The following is a 15775-nucleotide window of genomic DNA, read 5'->3' on the forward strand; positions in this document are numbered from 1 at the left end:
AGCCCGCGCCGACCAGGCTCGCGGCGGTCGCGACGATCGTGGCGACCGCGGAGACCGCGGCGCCCGGGCCGAGCGCCCGGAGCGGCGCCCGCGCGACAACAACCGGGCGATGGCGTCCTACCGGATCGAGGTCGGCAAGCGCCACAAGGTGGAGCCACGGCAGATCGTCGGCGCACTCGCGAACGAGGGTGGACTCAGCCGGGAAGACTTCGGTCACATTCAGATCAACCCCGAGTACTCGCTCGTCGAGCTGCCCGCCGACCTGCCCGGCGACCTTCTCGGCCGACTGGCGAACACCCGGATCAGCGGCAAGCTGATCGAGATCCACGCCGACAACGGCGGTCCGGTGCGACGCGAGGACCGCGGCGACCGGCCACCGCGCAAGCCGCGCCGCGACTAGATCCACTCGAGGGGCGCTTCACCTGCGGGTGGAGCGCCCCTCTGCTCAACCGGCCGGACCGGGTGGCGGCCTACACTGGGGGCGATGACCACCACAGCGACTCGACCGGCACTCAACAAAGACACCCGGCTCTGCATCTCCCTGGCCGCGCGGCCGAGCAACTTCGGCACGCGCTTCCACAACTACCTGTATGAGCAGTTCGGGCTGGATTTCATCTACAAGGCGTTCACCACCACCGACCTGGCCGGCGCCATTGGCGGTGTGCGGGCGCTCGGCATCCGCGGATGCTCGGTGTCGATGCCGTTCAAAGAGGACGTGATCGCCCTCGTCGACGAGCTCGACGCCTCGGCCACGGCCATCCAGTCGGTGAACACGATTGTCAACGACGACGGTTTCCTGAGGGCCTACAACACGGACTACATTGCCGCCGCCGAGTTGCTGCGGAGCAACGCGCTCGACCCGGCCACCCCGTTCCTGCTGCGCGGCAGCGGCGGCATGGCCAAGGCGGTCGCTTCGGCGCTGCGCGATTCCGGTTTCGCTGACGGCACCATCGTGGCGCGCAACGAGCAGAGCGGCCGGGCCCTGGCCGACGACCTCGGCTACCGCTGGCTGGCCGAGCCGGGCACCGCGACGGCGCCGCTGCTCGTGAATGTGACGCCGATCGGCATGGCTGGCGGCGCTCAGGCTCCCGACTCGGCCTTCGCGGCCGAGACGGTGGCTGCCTCAGACACCGTCTTCGACGTGGTCGCCCTGCCTGCCGAGACGCCTCTGATCCTGGCTGCACGGGCGGCAGGCAAGACCGTGATCACCGGGGCCGAGGTGATCGCGCTGCAGGCGGCCGAACAGTTCGAGCGGTACACCGGCGTGCGCCCCACGACCGAGCAGGTGCTGGCCGCGTCGGCATTCGCTCGCGCGTAAGACGGAGGCTTCCCCCGAAGCCTATTCCTTACGCGACGGGAGGCGACGGCCCCTGATCAACAGCCAGAAGATCAGCGCCACCTCGCCCACGAACAGGAACTGGCCGAAGACGGCGGTGAATCCGGCAACGAACACCGTTCCCACCGCGTCCGCCAGGTAACCGAATCCGGCGACCGAGAGCAGGATGCCGAAGATTCGCGCCATGAACCCGGAACGGTAGGCCAGGTAGCCGACCACGAGCAAATGGACGCCGAAGAGGCCGAGGCCGGTCACCCAGATGGTGGTGAACGCTTCGATCGAGCGGAGGGCCTCGACAGGGTGGTCCAGGAGCGTGTACGCGTTCACGAGCCGGCCGATGGCCCCCATGAATACGGCCGCAAAGACCACCCGCGCCCACGCGGCCACGGCTGAGACGACCGGATTCACCTGGCGGAACAGTGCGAACAGCGAACCGGCGACGATGAGGTCGAGGATCGTCACGACGAACAGGCTCGCAATGCCGGACAGGAACAGCGGCCCCGATTCGGAGATGTCCTGGGCTGTCTTCACCGCGTTTCCCGGGGTGACGAGGGGCACGATGGCGCCGAAGTTGCCGTAGCCGGCCAGCACGGCCATCAGGGCCAGTGCGATCCCCGCGACCAGGGCAGCCGTGCGCGGCGGCCAGGCCGTGAAGTTCAGCATCGCGGATATCGGCGCCCCGAGGGTCTCGCTCTCGGTCTGTCGGACTGTGTTCATAGGGATCTCCTTACTTCGTAAGCTTATGATGTAAGTAAAGTATCTCTACGCTGTAAGCTTGTCAATGGGTGAAGACGGGAGATCACGCATGGGGTCATCAGGCAAGACGGGCGCCCCACCGAGGGTGCGGCTCACCCGTGACCGGATACTGCGTTCCGCCATCGCCGTGGCGGACGCGACCGGGATCGAGTCGCTCACGATGCGCAGGCTCGGCGAAGAACTCGGTGTGGAAGCGATGTCGCTGTACAACCATGTCGCGAACAAGGAAGACCTCCTGTACGGGATGATCGATTCCGTTTTCGGCGAGATCGAACTGCCTTCGCACAGCGACGACTGGAAGACAGCACTGCGAAAACGGTCCGTTTCCTTCCGAGCCGCACTGTCGGTCCACCCCTGGGCCACCGGGCTGAAGGACTCCGGAACCCGGCCCGGCCCGGCCACGCTGAAGCACCACGACCGCGTGATCGGCACACTCCGGAACGGCGGATTTTCCGTCGCGTTGGCGGCTCACGCGTTCTCGGCCGTTGACAGCTACGTCTACGGCTTCGCAATGCAGGAGAACTCCCTGCCGTTCACGACCGAGGAGGAGTCCGCCGCGATGGCACAGGTCTTCCTGGCGAACCTGCCCGGCGACGAGTATCCCTACCTCGCGGAGCTCACTGTGCAGCACGTTCTCCAACCTGGCTATGCCTACGCCGACGAGTTCGAGTTCGGCCTCGACCTGATCCTGGACGCCCTCGAGCGTCGCCTCACAGGCGCATAAGCACCCACCACTCGACGGAAGAGGCAGAATGAAGTTATGAAAGCAGAGATCCTCTACATCGCCGATTGCCCGAACTCGGCCGCCGCCGGGGTCGCGCTCCGGGACGCGTTGAACGAGACCGGGCACTCCGATGTGGTGATCGAGTTTCGTCTGCTGACCTCGAGCGCGGATGCCGCCGCGGTTCCGTTTGCCGGATCGCCGACGATCCTGCTGGACGGGGTCGATGCGTTCCCGCCAGGCGGGCGACTCACCGATCTGGCCTGCCGGGTCTACCGAAGCCATACGGGACCCGCGGGCGCGCCCTCGGCCGGCGACCTCGTCGACGTGATCCGCGAACGATTCGGAACACCTCCCCGAGGTTGACCGCCCGCTCCCCCGATCCGAACCGGATCCACTGCCCTTGACGTCGCAGAAGTTCCAGGAACTCATCGGCCAGGGTGTCGATGCGGAATCCGCTCTCGGTGCCGCCCGATTAGACTCACGCTGCACTTTCCTGCGACTGACACGCACTCCATAGGTGAACGTCTATGCTTTGATATATCCCGACTGAAGGACTCACCATGACCGCCAAGCCCACCGTTCTCTTCGTGTGCGTGCACAACGCGGGCCGCTCGCAGATGGCCGCCGGCTACATGACCGCCCTCTCCCAGGGGCGGGTCGAGGTGCTCTCCGCCGGCTCAGCCCCGAAGGACCAGATCAACCCGGTCGCGATCGAGGCCATGGCCGAGGAGGGCATCGACATCGCGGGCAACGTGCCGAAGATCCTCACCACCGAGGCCGTCCAGGAGTCGGATGTCGTGATCACCATGGGCTGCGGCGACACCTGCCCGATCTTNGTCCGTGCGCCCGATCCGCGACGAGATCAAAGCCCGCATCGAGGCCCTCCTCGCCGAGATCCTCCCCGTCACGGTCTAGGGCTCGCGCACCATGAGCGACACCAGCGCCCGCCGGTCGCTGCCGGGCCTGACGTATCCCGAGGAGCACCTGAGGCGTCTCGCCCGAGACCTGACCGTGAAGTTCACGGGTGCCGATCTACCCCCGGCAAGACGTACCAGGACTGGGCGCTGAGGGACCCGTACGGCCTGTCCCTCGATGAGGTGCGTGTGAGATCGATACCGGACCGGGTCGCGGGAAGAGCGGTCGACAGGTCGAGCACACTTCGCCGTCTTCACCAGCCGTCACGGAACGGTCCCGGCCGGCCACGACTCGGCTTTCGCTCGCCAGTCGCTCGAGCAACGCCCAGGAGAGCAAAGCGATCGCGACTACCGCGACGACCGGGCGAACGGGACCGTCCAGGAGGGGCACAGCAGTGCGCACATCCGTCGAGAGATAGAGCAAGATCCCACCGAGCACGGGCCAGCGCAGATCGCACACAGTTGCGGCCGCGCCGATCGGGGCATCGAAATAGCCCGCGACGACCAGGCCGACCAGGCCCGACCCCGCGGCGACAACAAGGTAGCCCCACCACGAACCGGGAAACGTGACCGATCCGCCGACGAACCCCACGGTGCCCGAGGCGACCACCACCGCAACGGTCACGGCGACGGAGACGCCGCCTGCGATCATCCGTCGCTTGGCGGGCCAGGCTCGCAGTTCTCTCACCGTGCCGGGAATGTTCATGCGCCGACTGACTCCGTGATCGGCTCGGCCGCGGCGAGGCCGCAGGAACTCTCTCGGGTGAGGCGCGCGTGCAATGCCCAGCCGAGCAGCACGATGGATGCGCCGGCGAGGTACGGCTGCACCGGCTCGAGGAACTGCATCGCCCCGCTTGCCCCGAGGGCCAGGAGCACGATCTTGTTGCAGACGGGGCAGCCGACCGCGAAGAAGGTGATCATCCAGCCGGCCAGGCCGAGGCGGCCCTCCGAGCGACTGGGCGCCGCCGCCTGCGGGTAGGCGACGTAGGTGGCGGAGACGAGTCCGGCGAGGATCGCGCTCACGGCGAGCACCGGCCAGGACCAGGCCGTCGGGGCAACCTCGCGGGAGAAGAACGGCGTGTCGATCAGGTCGGTCGGAATCGCGATCACCAGGTAGGTGCCGACCGCGGTGGCCAGGGCGATCCACCAGCGGCGGGCCGACCAACGCCGGAGGGACCCGCCCGCGATCAGGAAGGAGCCTGCCAGTCGTGACGCGGGTGACCGCGCTGAGTCGACGGCGGCCGTTCGTTCGCTCTGCATCGCTGGCCTCATCACAGGTAGGAACTGAAAACCCAAAGAAAATTCATACCCTAAGGGGTATTTTTATACCGTACGGGGTATTCTATTGAGGGTCAACCTTGACCGGGCCTTCTCCCGTCGAAACCTCAGATCAGCACAGGAGCACCCGAATGGGATCGTCACCAGACTCTGCGCCGCACTTCGCAGCTCCCTCGGCATCCCCCCGCGACGAACCGGCTGCCGCTGCACCCGCATCGACGAAGCCCGACGACCTGCGCAAGACCGTCAACCGGCTCAAACGCGCGCAGGGACAGTTGGCCGCGGTCATCGCCGCCGTCGAATCCGGAGCGGACTGCCGGGCCGTCGTCACGCAGCTCGCGGCGGTGTCCAGCGCGATCGACCGCGCGGGCTTCACGATCATCTCCACCGCGATGAAGGAATGCCTCACCGACACCGAGACCGGCACCGGCAGGGACGGAATAAAGAAGCCCCTCCGGGTCGAGGAGCTCGAGAAGTTGTTCCTGGCCCTGTCCTAGGCTGACGTGGGCGGTGCCCAGTCAGCCGATCAGCGCCTGTGCGACCACATAGGCCGCGACGGCCAGCACCAGGAGGGCGAAGCCCCGCTTGAGGGCCGTGTCGGACAGACCCCGGCCAAGGCGGCCCGCCACCAGGGACGCGCCCATGGCAGCCGCTGAGAACGCGACCGTGACCGCCCAGTCGAGCTGGACGTCGCCGAGGTGCGCGGCGAATCCGGCGACGGAATTGATGACGATGATGACCAACGAGGTGCCCACCGTCACGCCCATCGGCAGGCCGAGGACCAGCGTGAGCGCCGGCACGATGAGGAATCCCCCACCGACACCCAGCAGTCCGGTGAGAAAACCGACCACCGCACCGGTGGCAAGAGCCCTGGGCAGGCAGCTACGCCAGTTGACGCCTCCACCCGGAAGGGCGCAGGGACCACCCGTCGACTTGGTCGGAAGGAACATCCGCACGCCGGCGATGATCATGATCACGGCGAAGGCCCCGAGCAGCACCCGCTGGTCGAGCATCCGATTGACCATCGTGCCCAGATAGGCGGTGGCGACACCGGCCGCGCCGACGATCACGGCCAGACGCCAGTTCACGCCGCGGCGCAGCCGCGGGAGCACCGCAACGGCGGAGGCGGCCCCGACCACGATCAGGGAGGTCGGGATGGCCTCGGACAGCGGCAAGCCCACGCCGTAGACGAGGGCGGGGACAGCGAGAATCGACCCGCCCCCGCCGACCAGGCCCAGCAACGCCCCGACGATCAGACCCAGGATGAGGGCCGTGACGATCACGGAAGCTGGGGCAGAACCAGGGGAAGGCCCTCGGCCGCCCACTCAACCATGCCTCCCGTCATCGTGTGCGCGTCGAACCCGGCCTCGACCAGGTGCTCCGCGGCGGCGGCGCTTCGACGCCCGCTCCGGCACACGACAACGACGGGGCGCGTATCCAGGGCCGCGTAGCTCTCCGGAATCATGCCCAGCGGGATGTGGCGAGCGCCCGGAATCGTCCCGTCGATCAGCTCCTCGGTCTCGCGAACGTCGACGATCTGCGCTTCGCCGAGCCGGGTGAATACCTGTTGGGGGGTGAGTTCCATCATGAATGCCTTTCCGATGAGGGGTAGGTGCGGTATCTCCACCACAAGACCCGGGAGAGCCAGGCCAGCGCAACGACGCCGATCAGGATCGCTGCTCTGCCATCGGCACCCCGGCCGCTTCGGCATCGCCGAAGGACGCGTCGACGTGCACGACGTCCCGGCCCGCGCGCTGCAGGAGACTGGCGGCAACCCCGGCGCGGTAGCCGGACCCGCAGTGGACCCAGATCGTGCCCGCCGGGATGTCGTCCATCCGGAAGAGGAGCTCGTGCAGGGGCACGTTCACCGCGCTGAGCAGGTGGGACTCGGCGAACTCGTCGGTGCGTCGCGTGTCCAGGAGCACGTCGTCTGCGGCACGATCGCGCATCAGTTCCGCCCAGCCCACGCGCGGGTAGGAGGCGATCGGGGCATCCGGGGCCAGTGCGTGCGGCTCGGTGCCGATGGAGGCATCCGGCGAATCGATGCCGATCCGGGACAGGTCACGGATCGCGTCTTCAACGTCGGCGTGCGCGCCGACCAGGGTCAGCTGCTCGTTCCAGGGCAGCACCCAGCCGAGGTAGGTGGTGAAGTTGGAACCGTTGCCGTATTCGAAACTCACGGCGCCTTGCAGGTGGTTGCTGGAGAACGCGACCCGGTTGCGCAGGTCGACGACCCACTCACCGTCGGCCAGCCGCCGGGTCAGTTCGGCGGCATCCAGCGATTCGGGCACCTGAAGGTTCGCCGGACCGGGACCCTGGATGTTGGCCGGCGCCATGTGCGCGTAGTACGAGGGGTAGGCGGTGAGGTTGGCGATCAGGTCGGCGACGAAGTGCCCCTCATCGGCGTCGGTCAGGGCGTGGTTCGCCGTGAGCTGCTCGCCGATGGTGGACGAGCCCGCCCCGGTGGCGGGGCCGCTGGAGCAGAACGAGCCGAAACCGTGCGTCGGGAAGAGCGCGGCGTCGTGCTCGGCCTCGTGCACAAGCTTGCGCACGGACGCGTACTGGTCGTGAGTGAGCCCGACCGTGTCCGTCTCGGCGACGAGGTCGGTGCGGCCGACCGATCCGAACAGCAGGCTTCCGCCGGAGAACACGGCCTCGGTGGTGCCATCGCTGACGATGTAGGAGACGTGGGTGTGCGTGTGCCCCGGGGTGGCGACGACGGCGACGCTGAGGGTGCCGACCTGGATCACCTGGCCGTCCGTGACCGGCTCCCGGTCGAATTTCACGGGGTCGGCGGCCGTTGACCAGGTACTTCGCACCGTGCGCCCTGGCGAGCTCGTAACCGCCGGTCACATAGTCATTGTGCAGGTGGGTCTCTGCCACGTGGGTGATCGCGACCCCGGCTTCGCGGGCGGCGGCGTCCACCCGGTCGGTGTCGCGTTGCGGGTCGATGACCAGCGCAACGGCGCCGTCATGCACCAGGTAGCTGCGGTCTCCCAGTTGCGGGGTTTCGATAACGATGACATCCATGGTTCGAAGTCCTCCAGGTCTCAATGCGGATCGGTCCTACCGTTGTCAAGATACCCCCTAGGGTATTAGGAAGCAAACCGGATGCGATCGAGCCGACCCGGGGGCCGGCCCGCACGCGACAGCCACCCAAGTATTTGCACAAATACCCTAGGGGGTATATTCTGCATGCATGGCTACCATTGACATCACCGAAAAGACGTTCGACGCGACCATCACCGACTCCAGCATCGTGCTCGTGGATTTCTGGGCCGGCTGGTGCGGACCCTGCCGCATGTTTGCGCCGACCTTCACCGCGGCGTCGGAGAAGCACCCGGAGATCGTCTTCGCCAAGGTCGACACCGAGGCCGAACAGGGTCTGGCCGCTGCGGCCGGCATCCGTTCCATTCCCACCCTGATGGCGTTCCGGGACAAGGTCCTCGTGTTCTCCCAGCCCGGAGCGCTCAACGCCTCCTCCCTGGACGAGGTCATCGCCGGAGTCCAGAACCTGGACATGGCGGCCGTGCACGCCGGCATCGCCGCCCAGCAAGCCTCCGCCTGACCGGTCGGCCGTCAGGCAGCACGGTGCATCCCCGGTAACTACTGCGAAACGCCGTGCCGGCTCGCCCAGGCAAGTTGCGCTGGGCCTGAAGCAGAACCTCGCCCGGTTCCTGCTCCTCGTGGCCGCCAACGCCGGCGCCTCGCTCACCTGGCCGGCCGCCGCCGTGTTGCTCGGGGCCGGAACCGCCATGGTCTACCCGACCCTGCCGGTCGCCATCGGAGACGTCGCCCACCCCGAATGAAGCGCTCGGTCCGTCGGCGTCTCCCGCCTCGCAGCACCACCGGTGAGGGGCGCGCCCAGCCGTGGGCGCCCCTCACCCGTGTCCGCGAAGAGCCGACCGTGTTAGGGAGTCGTCACGATGGCGAGGCCGGTCGAGCCGGTGGCTGCGGACATGGCACCGGCATCCGTCACCTGGGAATAGCCCAGTCCGGCCATCCGCGCGGCGGCCGCAGCCGAACGGTTGCCAGAGCGGCAATACACCACGTACGCGCCAGACTTCGGCAGTGCCCCGATCTGGCCGTCGAAGTCGGGTGACTGCACGTCGATGTTGATCGCGCCTTCAAGGTGACCGGCCGCGTACTCCCCCGGGGTGCGTACGTCGATCACGACGGTATCGGCGGCCAATGACGCCGGCGCAGCGGACGAACACGCGGTCAGGCCGAACAGGACGGTGAGGACAAGGCCAAGGGTTGTGATCACTGTTTTCATGGTGCCATACTATACCCCCTAGGGTATAAAGGGCCAGAAGTCCGAAATACCCCCTGACGTATGACATCAGGTTCGCGGCCGCGCACGCACCGACTTGACCCGACGGAGAACGGCATGGACGACACCCGGCTACGAATCCATGCGGCGCCGCTGCCCGCGGAGCGCCAATGCGTACCAAGCGATCAGTCGCTCCACGGCGTCCACGCCGCCGGCCAGGTAGCCGGCCCACCTGACACCGTCGCGCCCGGGGTTGTCGACTTGGGCCGTCCAGCGATCGCGCAGGTCGCGCAGCACCTCACGGGCGGCCGCGTCATCCTCAGGACCGAGCGGGAGACGACGGATGGCCCGGCGCGCTTCGGCCAGGACCGCGACCTCGCCCTCGTAGTACTTCACCGCCGGAACCGGTCCGGATCCCCGGGACAACGAGCACAGCGACTGGCCGCCGGTGACGGTGCCCAGTCGCTTGAGCGCCTCGTTCTCGCGAGCCGAGATGCTCGCGGTGAGCGCCTGACGGCCGCCGACCACCTCGTCAGCTCGGTTTCGGCAGCCGGGACGCGCGGCCTCCGCAGGAGACTAGTTGCAGGTGCAACGCTGCTCGGGCGGGACATCGGCCATGACGCTGGCGACGTGCTCGCCACATCCGGCCCAGGTGATCTTGCCGCATCGGCTGCAACGGACTGCACTGCACATGAGTCACTCCTTCATTTGGGCGAACATAGACTTCAGTATACCCCCTAGGGTATAAAATGCGAAAAACAAGGGGCGCCTCTGAATCTAAGATCCACCTGGAGGTCGCCTCGGCCGTCACGGTGTTCATCCTGGCTCGCACAACTCGGCCGCCTGGTCGAGCAGTGTCGACGCGACTGTCGGCAGTCGGTAGCCCCATCGATCAGCCCTTCCGACGCTCCGGCAGCTGAGGGTCGGCCAGGTGGGGGCAGCACCTTGACCAGGGCGCGGATCTGGGGCGATTGCCGGGAGGGGTCGATGGTGATGCCGTCCTTGCGCTCTTGGATGTCGTGCCAGTCGGTTCGGTACCAGGCTGCGTCGTCTTCGACCTGCCGAGGGTCGGCGATGTTCGCCGCGGTGGCCCGAATGGCGAGGTCCCCGAAGGCCAGCTTCTCAGCCGGACCGGCCCACCCGGAACCGCCAGGGCGGAGCGTTGTGGGGGTTCGCCACCAACACCGCCGAGCGAACCAGGCCCACGGCATCCCGCCTCGTCGACGTCGCCTGAGCCCAGCGGTGAAATCAGGCCCGGTGCCGCTCGCGAAGACGCCAGCGTCGACGGCTCAATATAGAGCATTCACTCTGAATTGTGTCCAGCCGAGTCCCGGTCGTTGAAGAGCCGAGGATGGCTCGCGACGATCTAGCATTGCCAGATGGACATTCAGAAGACCCCTGAGGTCGCGGCACGGCCCCGTGCCAAACGAATCTCGCGGTTGTGGCCGTTGGTCAGCGGCCTCGTGGCCCTGGGCCTCACCGTCGCCCTGGGAGCGCTCATCGTGGTGCGCGACCAGGGGATGCCGCTCTCCATCGACACCGAGTGGATGAGTGAGCTGGTCGAGAACCGGGCTCCCGTCTGGGACTCCCTTGCCCTCGTGATGGATTCCCTCGGCGGGGGGCTGATCGCCATCCTTGTGCTGCCGGTCGCGATCGCCCTCGCCCTGCTGCTGGCGAAGCGCCCGTGGGCCGCCGGGTACTTCCTCGCAGCCACGGTAGTGACCGGCGGATTGGTGCAGCTGCTCAAGAACCTCTTCGGGCGGACCCGCCCCGAGAATATCCTGACGAACCTCGATTTCGGTTCATTCCCATCGGGGCATGTGGCGAACGCGGCGACCATGGCGGTGGTGCTGGCACTTCTCTTCCCCCGCCCCTGGGTGTGGCTGGCCGGGGCCGTGTACACGGTCGTCATGATGATGAGTCGCACCTATCTGGGTGCGCACTGGCTCACCGACACCATCGGCGCTCTGCTGCTCGGAATCGGTGTTGCGGTGGTCGTGTGGGCGCCTTTCGCGGCACGACTCGACGGTGAGCATGAACTCGCCCGACGCCGGAAGTCCCGTCTGGTCCCCGCACTGCGAAGACTGCACGAGAAGTTCATCATGGAGTCCCGGTTGCTTGAACCCGCCGCCCGACGCCGGTTCTCCCTGACCGCGATCACCCTGGCCGGCCTCGGCGTTGTGTTCTTCACGGTCATCCTTCTGTCGGTGTTGAACAAGAATGGTCTCACCGTCATTGACGCGCCCGTTCAGGCCTGGCTGGCGGAGGGCCGGTCGTCCGCCCTGACCGCGGTCATGATCGGGCTGGCCATCGTCTTCGGGCCGATCGCGCTGCCGATCATTCTCCTCATCGTGACTGTCACCTGGGGCTTCCTGGCCCGGCACGCCTGGCGGCCGCTCCTGCTCGCAACGTCCATGCTGACCGGTGTCGTCCTGGGGCAGATCATCGGGCGCTCGGTCGACCGGCACCGGCCGCCGACCGAGCTCATGCTCTTCGGCCCTGACCCGTCGTTCTCCTTCCCGTCCGGCCACGTACTCGGCGCGTCCGACTTCGTGTTGTTCACGGCCTATCTCGTCTTCTCGCGTCGCCGGAGCGTGCGCGGTGCCATCGCGGGGTTCGGCTTCGCCATCGTGTGCATCGTCGCGGCGGCCGTCAGCCGCGTGTACCTCGGCTATCACTGGGCGACGGATGCGCTGGCATCCGTCTCGCTGTCCCTGCTGCTTCTGGGCTGCGTGATCGCCTTCGACACCTGGCGCGCCGGCCGGGTCGCCGACAGGGCCGTCAGTGGAGTCGGGCCCGCCACGCCCGAGCGAAACAATATACCCCGTATGCGACCAGACCCACTCCGATCACGCTCAGAATGACGCTCCCGAACGGCAGGGCGACAAGGCTTTTCAGCGCCCCGTCCAGCCCGGTGGACTTGCTCGGGTCCAGGGTGAGCGCCGCGACGACAATGAGCACCGCCACGACGGCCAGCGCGATGCCCTTGGCCACATAGCCGGCGATTCCCAGCGCGACGATCGCACGGCCGACCGTTCCGCTGGGCAGGTCGAGATCGGCGGTGAACTTCTTGAGGGCGCCCTTCCTCACGAAGTAGAAACCGATGCCCAGCACGATGAGGCCTCCCACGAGGAGCAGGGCTACCCCGCCCGGAGCCCGCATCAGTGCGGCGCTGGCATCACGGGCGCTGGTGGCCGAGTCCGCGGTTCCTCCGGTGGCGAAGGTCACCGCGGTCACCGCGAGAAGAATGTAGACGGCGGCCTTGCTGATTTCGACGACCCGGTGAGACCACTTTCGCTTCGGATCGGAGCCCGGCATCAGGAAGGCTCCCAGGAGCAGCCACAGGCCGAGGGCGAACAGCCCGACCACCACGGTCCAGAGCACGAACACACCGCCGGGGCTTTCCGCGAGCTGCCCGAGCGCACCGGACTGGTCGGCGCTTCCCCCGCCGCCGACTGCCACGGCGATGGCGAGGCCGGCGATGAGAATGTGCAGGAGGCCATTGACGGCGAAGCCCAGCCGGGCCAACGCCTGCAACGCCCCACTCCCTTTGGCTGCGCGGGCGATTTTGGCGGCTGGATCACTGTTCACGGGCTCAGCTTAGGTGCGTCGGCCACTCAGGTGGAAGGAACCGGGGCCGATTGGACCGGCAGACCGAATCGGCGGTCTGCCGGTGCCACCCGCTACTTGAGGATGCGAATGAGCTTTTTGTTGGCGAACTCCGCGATTCCGAAGCGTCCCAGCTCCCGGCCGAATCCGGACCTCTTCACACCGCCGAAGGGAAGCTCCGGGCTGTCCAGGAGCGAACCGTTGATGAAGACCATCCCGGCGTCGATCAGGTCGGCCACGCGCAGGGCCTGCTCCGGATCCGTCGTGAACAGGTAGGACCCGAGCCCATAGGGGATGTCGTTGGCCACCTCCACCGCCTCGGCCTCGTTCTGCACGCGGTAGATCGCGGCGACCGGGCCGAAGAACTCTTCCCGGTAGGCGTCGCTCTTCGGGGACACACCGGTGAGAACCGTCGGCGAGAAGAAGGCGCCCTTGCGGCTGCCCCGGGCGTGAACGGTTGCCCCCTGGGCCTCGGCGCGCTGGAGCTGTTCCTCCAGGCCCTCGGCGGCGCCGAGGGAGGAGAGCGGGCCGAGCGTGGTGTCCGTCGACGTGGGGTCCGCGGGGATGTTGCCGGTGATCTTCGCCGTGAAGGTCTCCACAAAGGCTTCGAACAGGCCGTCGATCACGATGAATCGCTTGGCGGCGTTGCAGGATTGGCCTGAGTTGTCCAGGCGCGCGGCGACGGCCGCGTCGACGGCCTCCTCGAGGTCGTCGGTGCTGAGCACGATGAACGGGTCGGATCCGCCCAGTTCGAGTACCACCTTCTTGAGGTTGCGGCCCGCGACCTCGGCGACGGCCGCTCCGGCACCCTCCGAACCGGTCAGGGAGACGCCATGCACGCGCGGATCGGCGATGATGTCGGCGATCTGGGCGTTGGACGCGTAGAGGTTCTGATACGCGCCTTCGGGGAAGCCGGCATCCGCGAAGATCTGCTCGATCGCGGCGGCGGATTCGGGACACTGCGAGGCGTGCTTGAGCAGGATCGTGTTGCCGAGCACCAGGTTGGGGCCGGCGAAGCGGGCGACCTGGTAGTACGGGAAGTTCCACGGCATGATGCCCAGCAGCACGCCCAGGGACGCATTGCGAATGAAGGCCGAGCCTTCGCCGCCGAACAGCTCAATCTGTTCGTCAGCGAGGAACGCCTCGCCGTGGCTCGCGTAGTAGGAGTAGATGTCGGCGGAGAAGTCCACCTCGCCGAGGGCCTGTGCGATGGGCTTGCCCATTTCCCGCACGATGAGTTCGGCCAGGTGCTCGCGCCGCTCGGTGTGCAGGTCGGCCACGCGCTGCATGAGGGCCGCGCGCTCGGCCACCGAGGTGCCGCGAGAGAACTCACTGTGGGCACGGTCGGCCGCCCCGATGGCGGCCCTCACCTCATCGTCGGTTGCAAGCGGAAAGCTCGATTCGCTGACTCCGGTGGCCGGATTTGTGACTGCGTACTTGTTCATGATCTCTCCATAGGTGTCGTCGTTAACGCCAATCGAAATTGGAACCATCCCTGCCAGCGCAGGACCACTCGCGTGTGGTTACAGTCTGCCGTAGCGGGCTCCGCGGTCGCGCCGGATCGGGATGCGATGATGCGCGCTGGTAAGGTATCATGACCAAGTTGCCCCGGACCCCGGCAGCTCCGCCATCGTTTTCATCGCCAGATCAGGGGCACACATCGTGACACTTCCAGGTTGTCCACCCATGAATCTGACGGTCACCGCGTGAGCGTCGACGACAGCGCCGCCGCCCCGGTTCGCGGACGGTACCACTTGCTCTCCGCCATCGGGCGCGGGGGCTTGGGAACGGTCTATCGAGCCCGGGATGAATCCCTGGGGAGGGACGTCGCGGTCAAGATCTTCGACGCGAACGCCACCGACGAGGTCGACGTCCAGGTGCAGGAGAACGAAGTCAATCTGCTGGCTGCGCTCAGCCACCACAGCCTGGTCACCCTGTTCGACGCCGGCGTGGATCGAACCGATCCCGGCCGGCCGCGCATCTTCTTTGTGATGGATCTCGTCGAGGGCTCGGACTTGAAGGCGCGCCTCGAGCAGGGTGCCCTGTCGACCAGGCAGATCGCCCAGATCGGCTACGACCTGGCCGAAGGGATTGAGTACCTTCACCACCGCGGTGTCGTGCACCGGGACATCAAGCCGGCCAACATCCTTCTCGCCGATTACAGCGACGACGGCACGAGGGAGCGAGCCAAACTCACCGATTTCGGGGTTGCCCTGGTTCGAGGTCACGAGCGCACAGCCGACGAGAACGTCACGACGGGCACTGCCGCTTACCTGAGCCCGGAGCAGGCGCGAGGGGAAACGCTCGGGTCATCCAGCGATGTCTACTCTCTCGGTCTCGTTCTACTCGAGTGCTTCACCGGGGAGACCGCCTTTCCCGGCTCGGCGATTCCGGCCGCCCTGGCCAGGCTCACGCACGATCCGGCGATCCCCGAGGATCTCGACCCCCGGTGGAAGTCGTTGCTCTCTGCCATGACGGCACGGCAGCCGGCGGACCGCCCGCTGATCAACGACCTCGTTCTCGCGCTTCATCAGACGATTGTCGCTGAGACCGGACGGCACAGGGAAGCCGATGCCCCGATTCCCGAGGAGGAGAGCAGGGCACCGGAGGCCGAGCTCGTCGACGTCCCGCCGGACGGCGCTTTGGACCGGATCACGGCGATGGCCGCGCTCGCTTTCTCTACCGACGAGGAGGTGGCGCCGCTGCAGGACCTTGCCGCCCTGGTCATGAGCGAGCTCGAACTGCGGCTGGAGAACCGGCGCGCCGGTCCCGATCCGGATCCGAGTGCGCCCACGGACTCGCCCACGAGTTAGGCGATCCGGACCCTCGGCGATGGCACGACGATTCGGGTTGCCGTCAGCGGCCCCGATTCCGGTGGGGATCTC

17 protein-coding genes and 2 pseudogenes are annotated in these 15775 nt (G+C 67.2%); 10 read left to right on the plus strand and 9 right to left on the minus strand.

All coding sequences use genetic code 11. The features are described 5' to 3' along the window. Both E3T48_RS06015 and E3T48_RS06020 read left to right on the plus strand, forming a co-directional pair. A partial coding sequence (locus tag E3T48_RS06015; protein WP_174844136.1) for a DbpA RNA binding domain-containing protein occupies positions 1-400 on the plus strand: 400 nt, incomplete at its 5' end. Between the two features lie 84 nt (positions 401-484). Then, the gene (locus tag E3T48_RS06020) at positions 485-1318 is read left to right on the plus strand and encodes a shikimate 5-dehydrogenase (RefSeq protein WP_134522921.1); all 834 of its coding nucleotides are present in this window, start codon (positions 485-487) and stop codon (positions 1316-1318) included. Between the two features lie 21 nt (positions 1319-1339). Here the strand turns inward: E3T48_RS06020 and E3T48_RS06025 are convergent, their stop codons facing one another. After that, positions 1340-2053 (minus strand): DUF4386 domain-containing protein, encoded by a 714-nt coding sequence (locus E3T48_RS06025; RefSeq protein WP_134522922.1) that lies wholly within the window; start codon positions 2051-2053, stop codon positions 1340-1342. A gap of 88 nt (positions 2054-2141) precedes the next feature. Between E3T48_RS06025 and E3T48_RS06030 the strand changes: the two genes are divergently transcribed. From E3T48_RS06030 to E3T48_RS06040, 3 genes and pseudogenes are all read left to right on the plus strand, one after another. Next, entirely contained in the window at positions 2142-2816 is a 675-nt protein-coding gene (locus E3T48_RS06030) for a TetR/AcrR family transcriptional regulator C-terminal domain-containing protein (protein WP_134522923.1), read from the plus strand. A 36-nt stretch (positions 2817-2852) separates the two neighbouring features. Next, positions 2853-3179: a thioredoxin family protein gene (locus E3T48_RS06035; protein ID WP_134522924.1), complete on the plus strand. Its 327-nt coding sequence runs from the start codon at positions 2853-2855 to the stop codon at positions 3177-3179. A 197-nt stretch (positions 3180-3376) separates the two neighbouring features. Further along, positions 3377-3731, plus strand: a pseudogene (locus E3T48_RS06040) (arsenate reductase ArsC). A gap of 701 nt (positions 3732-4432) precedes the next feature. On the opposite strand, the gene E3T48_RS06045 reads toward E3T48_RS06040, so the two are convergent. After that, positions 4433-4990 carry a hypothetical protein gene (locus E3T48_RS06045; protein ID WP_134522925.1) on the minus strand — a complete coding sequence of 186 codons (558 nt, stop codon included), beginning with the start codon at positions 4988-4990 and terminating at the stop codon, positions 4433-4435. 149 nt (positions 4991-5139) lie between these two features. Between E3T48_RS06045 and E3T48_RS06050 the strand changes: the two genes are divergently transcribed. Next, complete coding sequence (locus E3T48_RS06050) at positions 5140-5505, plus strand: metal-sensitive transcriptional regulator (protein WP_134522926.1); 366 nt, start codon at positions 5140-5142, stop codon at positions 5503-5505. 21 nt (positions 5506-5526) lie between these two features. On the opposite strand, the gene E3T48_RS06055 is transcribed toward E3T48_RS06050, so the two are convergent. From E3T48_RS06055 to E3T48_RS06065, 3 genes and pseudogenes are all read right to left on the minus strand, one after another. Continuing rightward, positions 5527-6291, minus strand: a complete 765-nt coding sequence (locus tag E3T48_RS06055) for a sulfite exporter TauE/SafE family protein (RefSeq protein WP_134522927.1) — start codon at positions 6289-6291, stop codon at positions 5527-5529. After that, on the minus strand, positions 6288-6593 hold the full coding sequence (locus E3T48_RS06060; protein ID WP_198417630.1) for a rhodanese-like domain-containing protein: 306 nt from the start codon (positions 6591-6593) through the stop codon (positions 6288-6290). The genes E3T48_RS06055 and E3T48_RS06060 overlap by 4 nt, the downstream gene beginning before the upstream one ends. A gap of 82 nt (positions 6594-6675) precedes the next feature. Next, positions 6676-8038: pseudogene (locus E3T48_RS06065) on the minus strand (MBL fold metallo-hydrolase). A gap of 169 nt (positions 8039-8207) precedes the next feature. Between E3T48_RS06065 and trxA the strand changes: the two are divergent. Both trxA and E3T48_RS17390 read left to right on the plus strand, forming a co-directional pair. Beyond that, a complete protein-coding gene (gene trxA, locus E3T48_RS06070; protein ID WP_134522929.1) occupies positions 8208-8576 on the plus strand; it encodes a thioredoxin in 369 nt (122 codons plus the stop codon). A 118-nt stretch (positions 8577-8694) separates the two neighbouring features. After that, positions 8695-8817 (plus strand): hypothetical protein, encoded by a 123-nt coding sequence (locus tag E3T48_RS17390; protein WP_255455814.1) that lies wholly within the window; start codon positions 8695-8697, stop codon positions 8815-8817. 101 nt (positions 8818-8918) lie between these two features. On the opposite strand, the gene E3T48_RS06075 is transcribed toward E3T48_RS17390, so the two are convergent. Together E3T48_RS06075 and E3T48_RS06080 are read right to left on the minus strand one after the other, a co-directional pair. Then, entirely contained in the window at positions 8919-9284 is a 366-nt protein-coding gene (locus E3T48_RS06075) for a rhodanese-like domain-containing protein (protein WP_134522930.1), read from the minus strand. Positions 9285-9413: 129 nt separating this feature from the next. After that, positions 9414-9809: a hypothetical protein gene (locus E3T48_RS06080; RefSeq protein ID WP_134522931.1), complete on the minus strand. Its 396-nt coding sequence runs from the start codon at positions 9807-9809 to the stop codon at positions 9414-9416. A gap of 851 nt (positions 9810-10660) precedes the next feature. Here E3T48_RS06080 and E3T48_RS17195 point away from each other — a divergent pair. Beyond that, positions 10661-12145, plus strand: a complete 1485-nt coding sequence (locus E3T48_RS17195; RefSeq protein WP_241986679.1) for a phosphatase PAP2 family protein — start codon at positions 10661-10663, stop codon at positions 12143-12145. Here E3T48_RS17195 and E3T48_RS06095 read toward each other — a convergent pair. Both E3T48_RS06095 and E3T48_RS06100 read right to left on the minus strand, forming a co-directional pair. Beyond that, a complete protein-coding gene (locus E3T48_RS06095) occupies positions 12063-12872 on the minus strand; it encodes a DUF1206 domain-containing protein (protein ID WP_241986680.1) in 810 nt (269 codons plus the stop codon). The genes E3T48_RS17195 and E3T48_RS06095 overlap by 83 nt on opposite strands. A gap of 92 nt (positions 12873-12964) precedes the next feature. After that, a complete protein-coding gene (locus E3T48_RS06100) occupies positions 12965-14335 on the minus strand; it encodes an NAD-dependent succinate-semialdehyde dehydrogenase (RefSeq protein WP_134522932.1) in 1371 nt (456 codons plus the stop codon). A 261-nt stretch (positions 14336-14596) separates the two neighbouring features. On the opposite strand from E3T48_RS06100, the gene E3T48_RS06105 reads away from it, so the two are divergent. Continuing rightward, entirely contained in the window at positions 14597-15703 is a 1107-nt protein-coding gene (locus E3T48_RS06105; RefSeq protein WP_166789654.1) for a serine/threonine-protein kinase, read from the plus strand. Positions 15704-15775 lie beyond the last annotated feature (72 nt).

The sequence above is a fragment of the Cryobacterium fucosi genome, assembly GCF_004403515.1.
GTDB classification, from domain to species: domain Bacteria; phylum Actinomycetota; class Actinomycetes; order Actinomycetales; family Microbacteriaceae; genus Cryobacterium; species Cryobacterium fucosi.

What these genes read in the sequence shown, in the direction of transcription:
- E3T48_RS06020 (WP_134522921.1), top strand. Translation starts at nt 485, where the DNA reads ATGACCACCACAGCGACTCGACCGGCACTCAACAAAGACACCCGGCTC.
- E3T48_RS06025 (WP_134522922.1), bottom strand. Translation starts at nt 2,053, where the DNA reads ATGAACACAGTCCGACAGACCGAGAGCGAGACCCTCGGGGCGCCGATA.
- E3T48_RS06030 (WP_134522923.1), top strand. Translation starts at nt 2,142, where the DNA reads ATGGGGTCATCAGGCAAGACGGGCGCCCCACCGAGGGTGCGGCTCACC.
- E3T48_RS06035 (WP_134522924.1), top strand. Translation starts at nt 2,853, where the DNA reads ATGAAAGCAGAGATCCTCTACATCGCCGATTGCCCGAACTCGGCCGCC.
- E3T48_RS06045 (WP_134522925.1), bottom strand. Translation starts at nt 4,990, where the DNA reads ATGCAGAGCGAACGAACGGCCGCCGTCGACTCAGCGCGGTCACCCGCG.
- E3T48_RS06050 (WP_134522926.1), top strand. Translation starts at nt 5,140, where the DNA reads ATGGGATCGTCACCAGACTCTGCGCCGCACTTCGCAGCTCCCTCGGCA.
- E3T48_RS06060 (WP_198417630.1), bottom strand. Translation starts at nt 6,593, where the DNA reads ATGGAACTCACCCCCCAACAGGTATTCACCCGGCTCGGCGAAGCGCAG.
- trxA (WP_134522929.1), top strand. Translation starts at nt 8,208, where the DNA reads ATGGCTACCATTGACATCACCGAAAAGACGTTCGACGCGACCATCACC.
- E3T48_RS06075 (WP_134522930.1), bottom strand. Translation starts at nt 9,284, where the DNA reads ATGAAAACAGTGATCACAACCCTTGGCCTTGTCCTCACCGTCCTGTTC.
- E3T48_RS17195 (WP_241986679.1), top strand. Translation starts at nt 10,661, where the DNA reads ATGGACATTCAGAAGACCCCTGAGGTCGCGGCACGGCCCCGTGCCAAA.
- E3T48_RS06100 (WP_134522932.1), bottom strand. Translation starts at nt 14,335, where the DNA reads ATGAACAAGTACGCAGTCACAAATCCGGCCACCGGAGTCAGCGAATCG.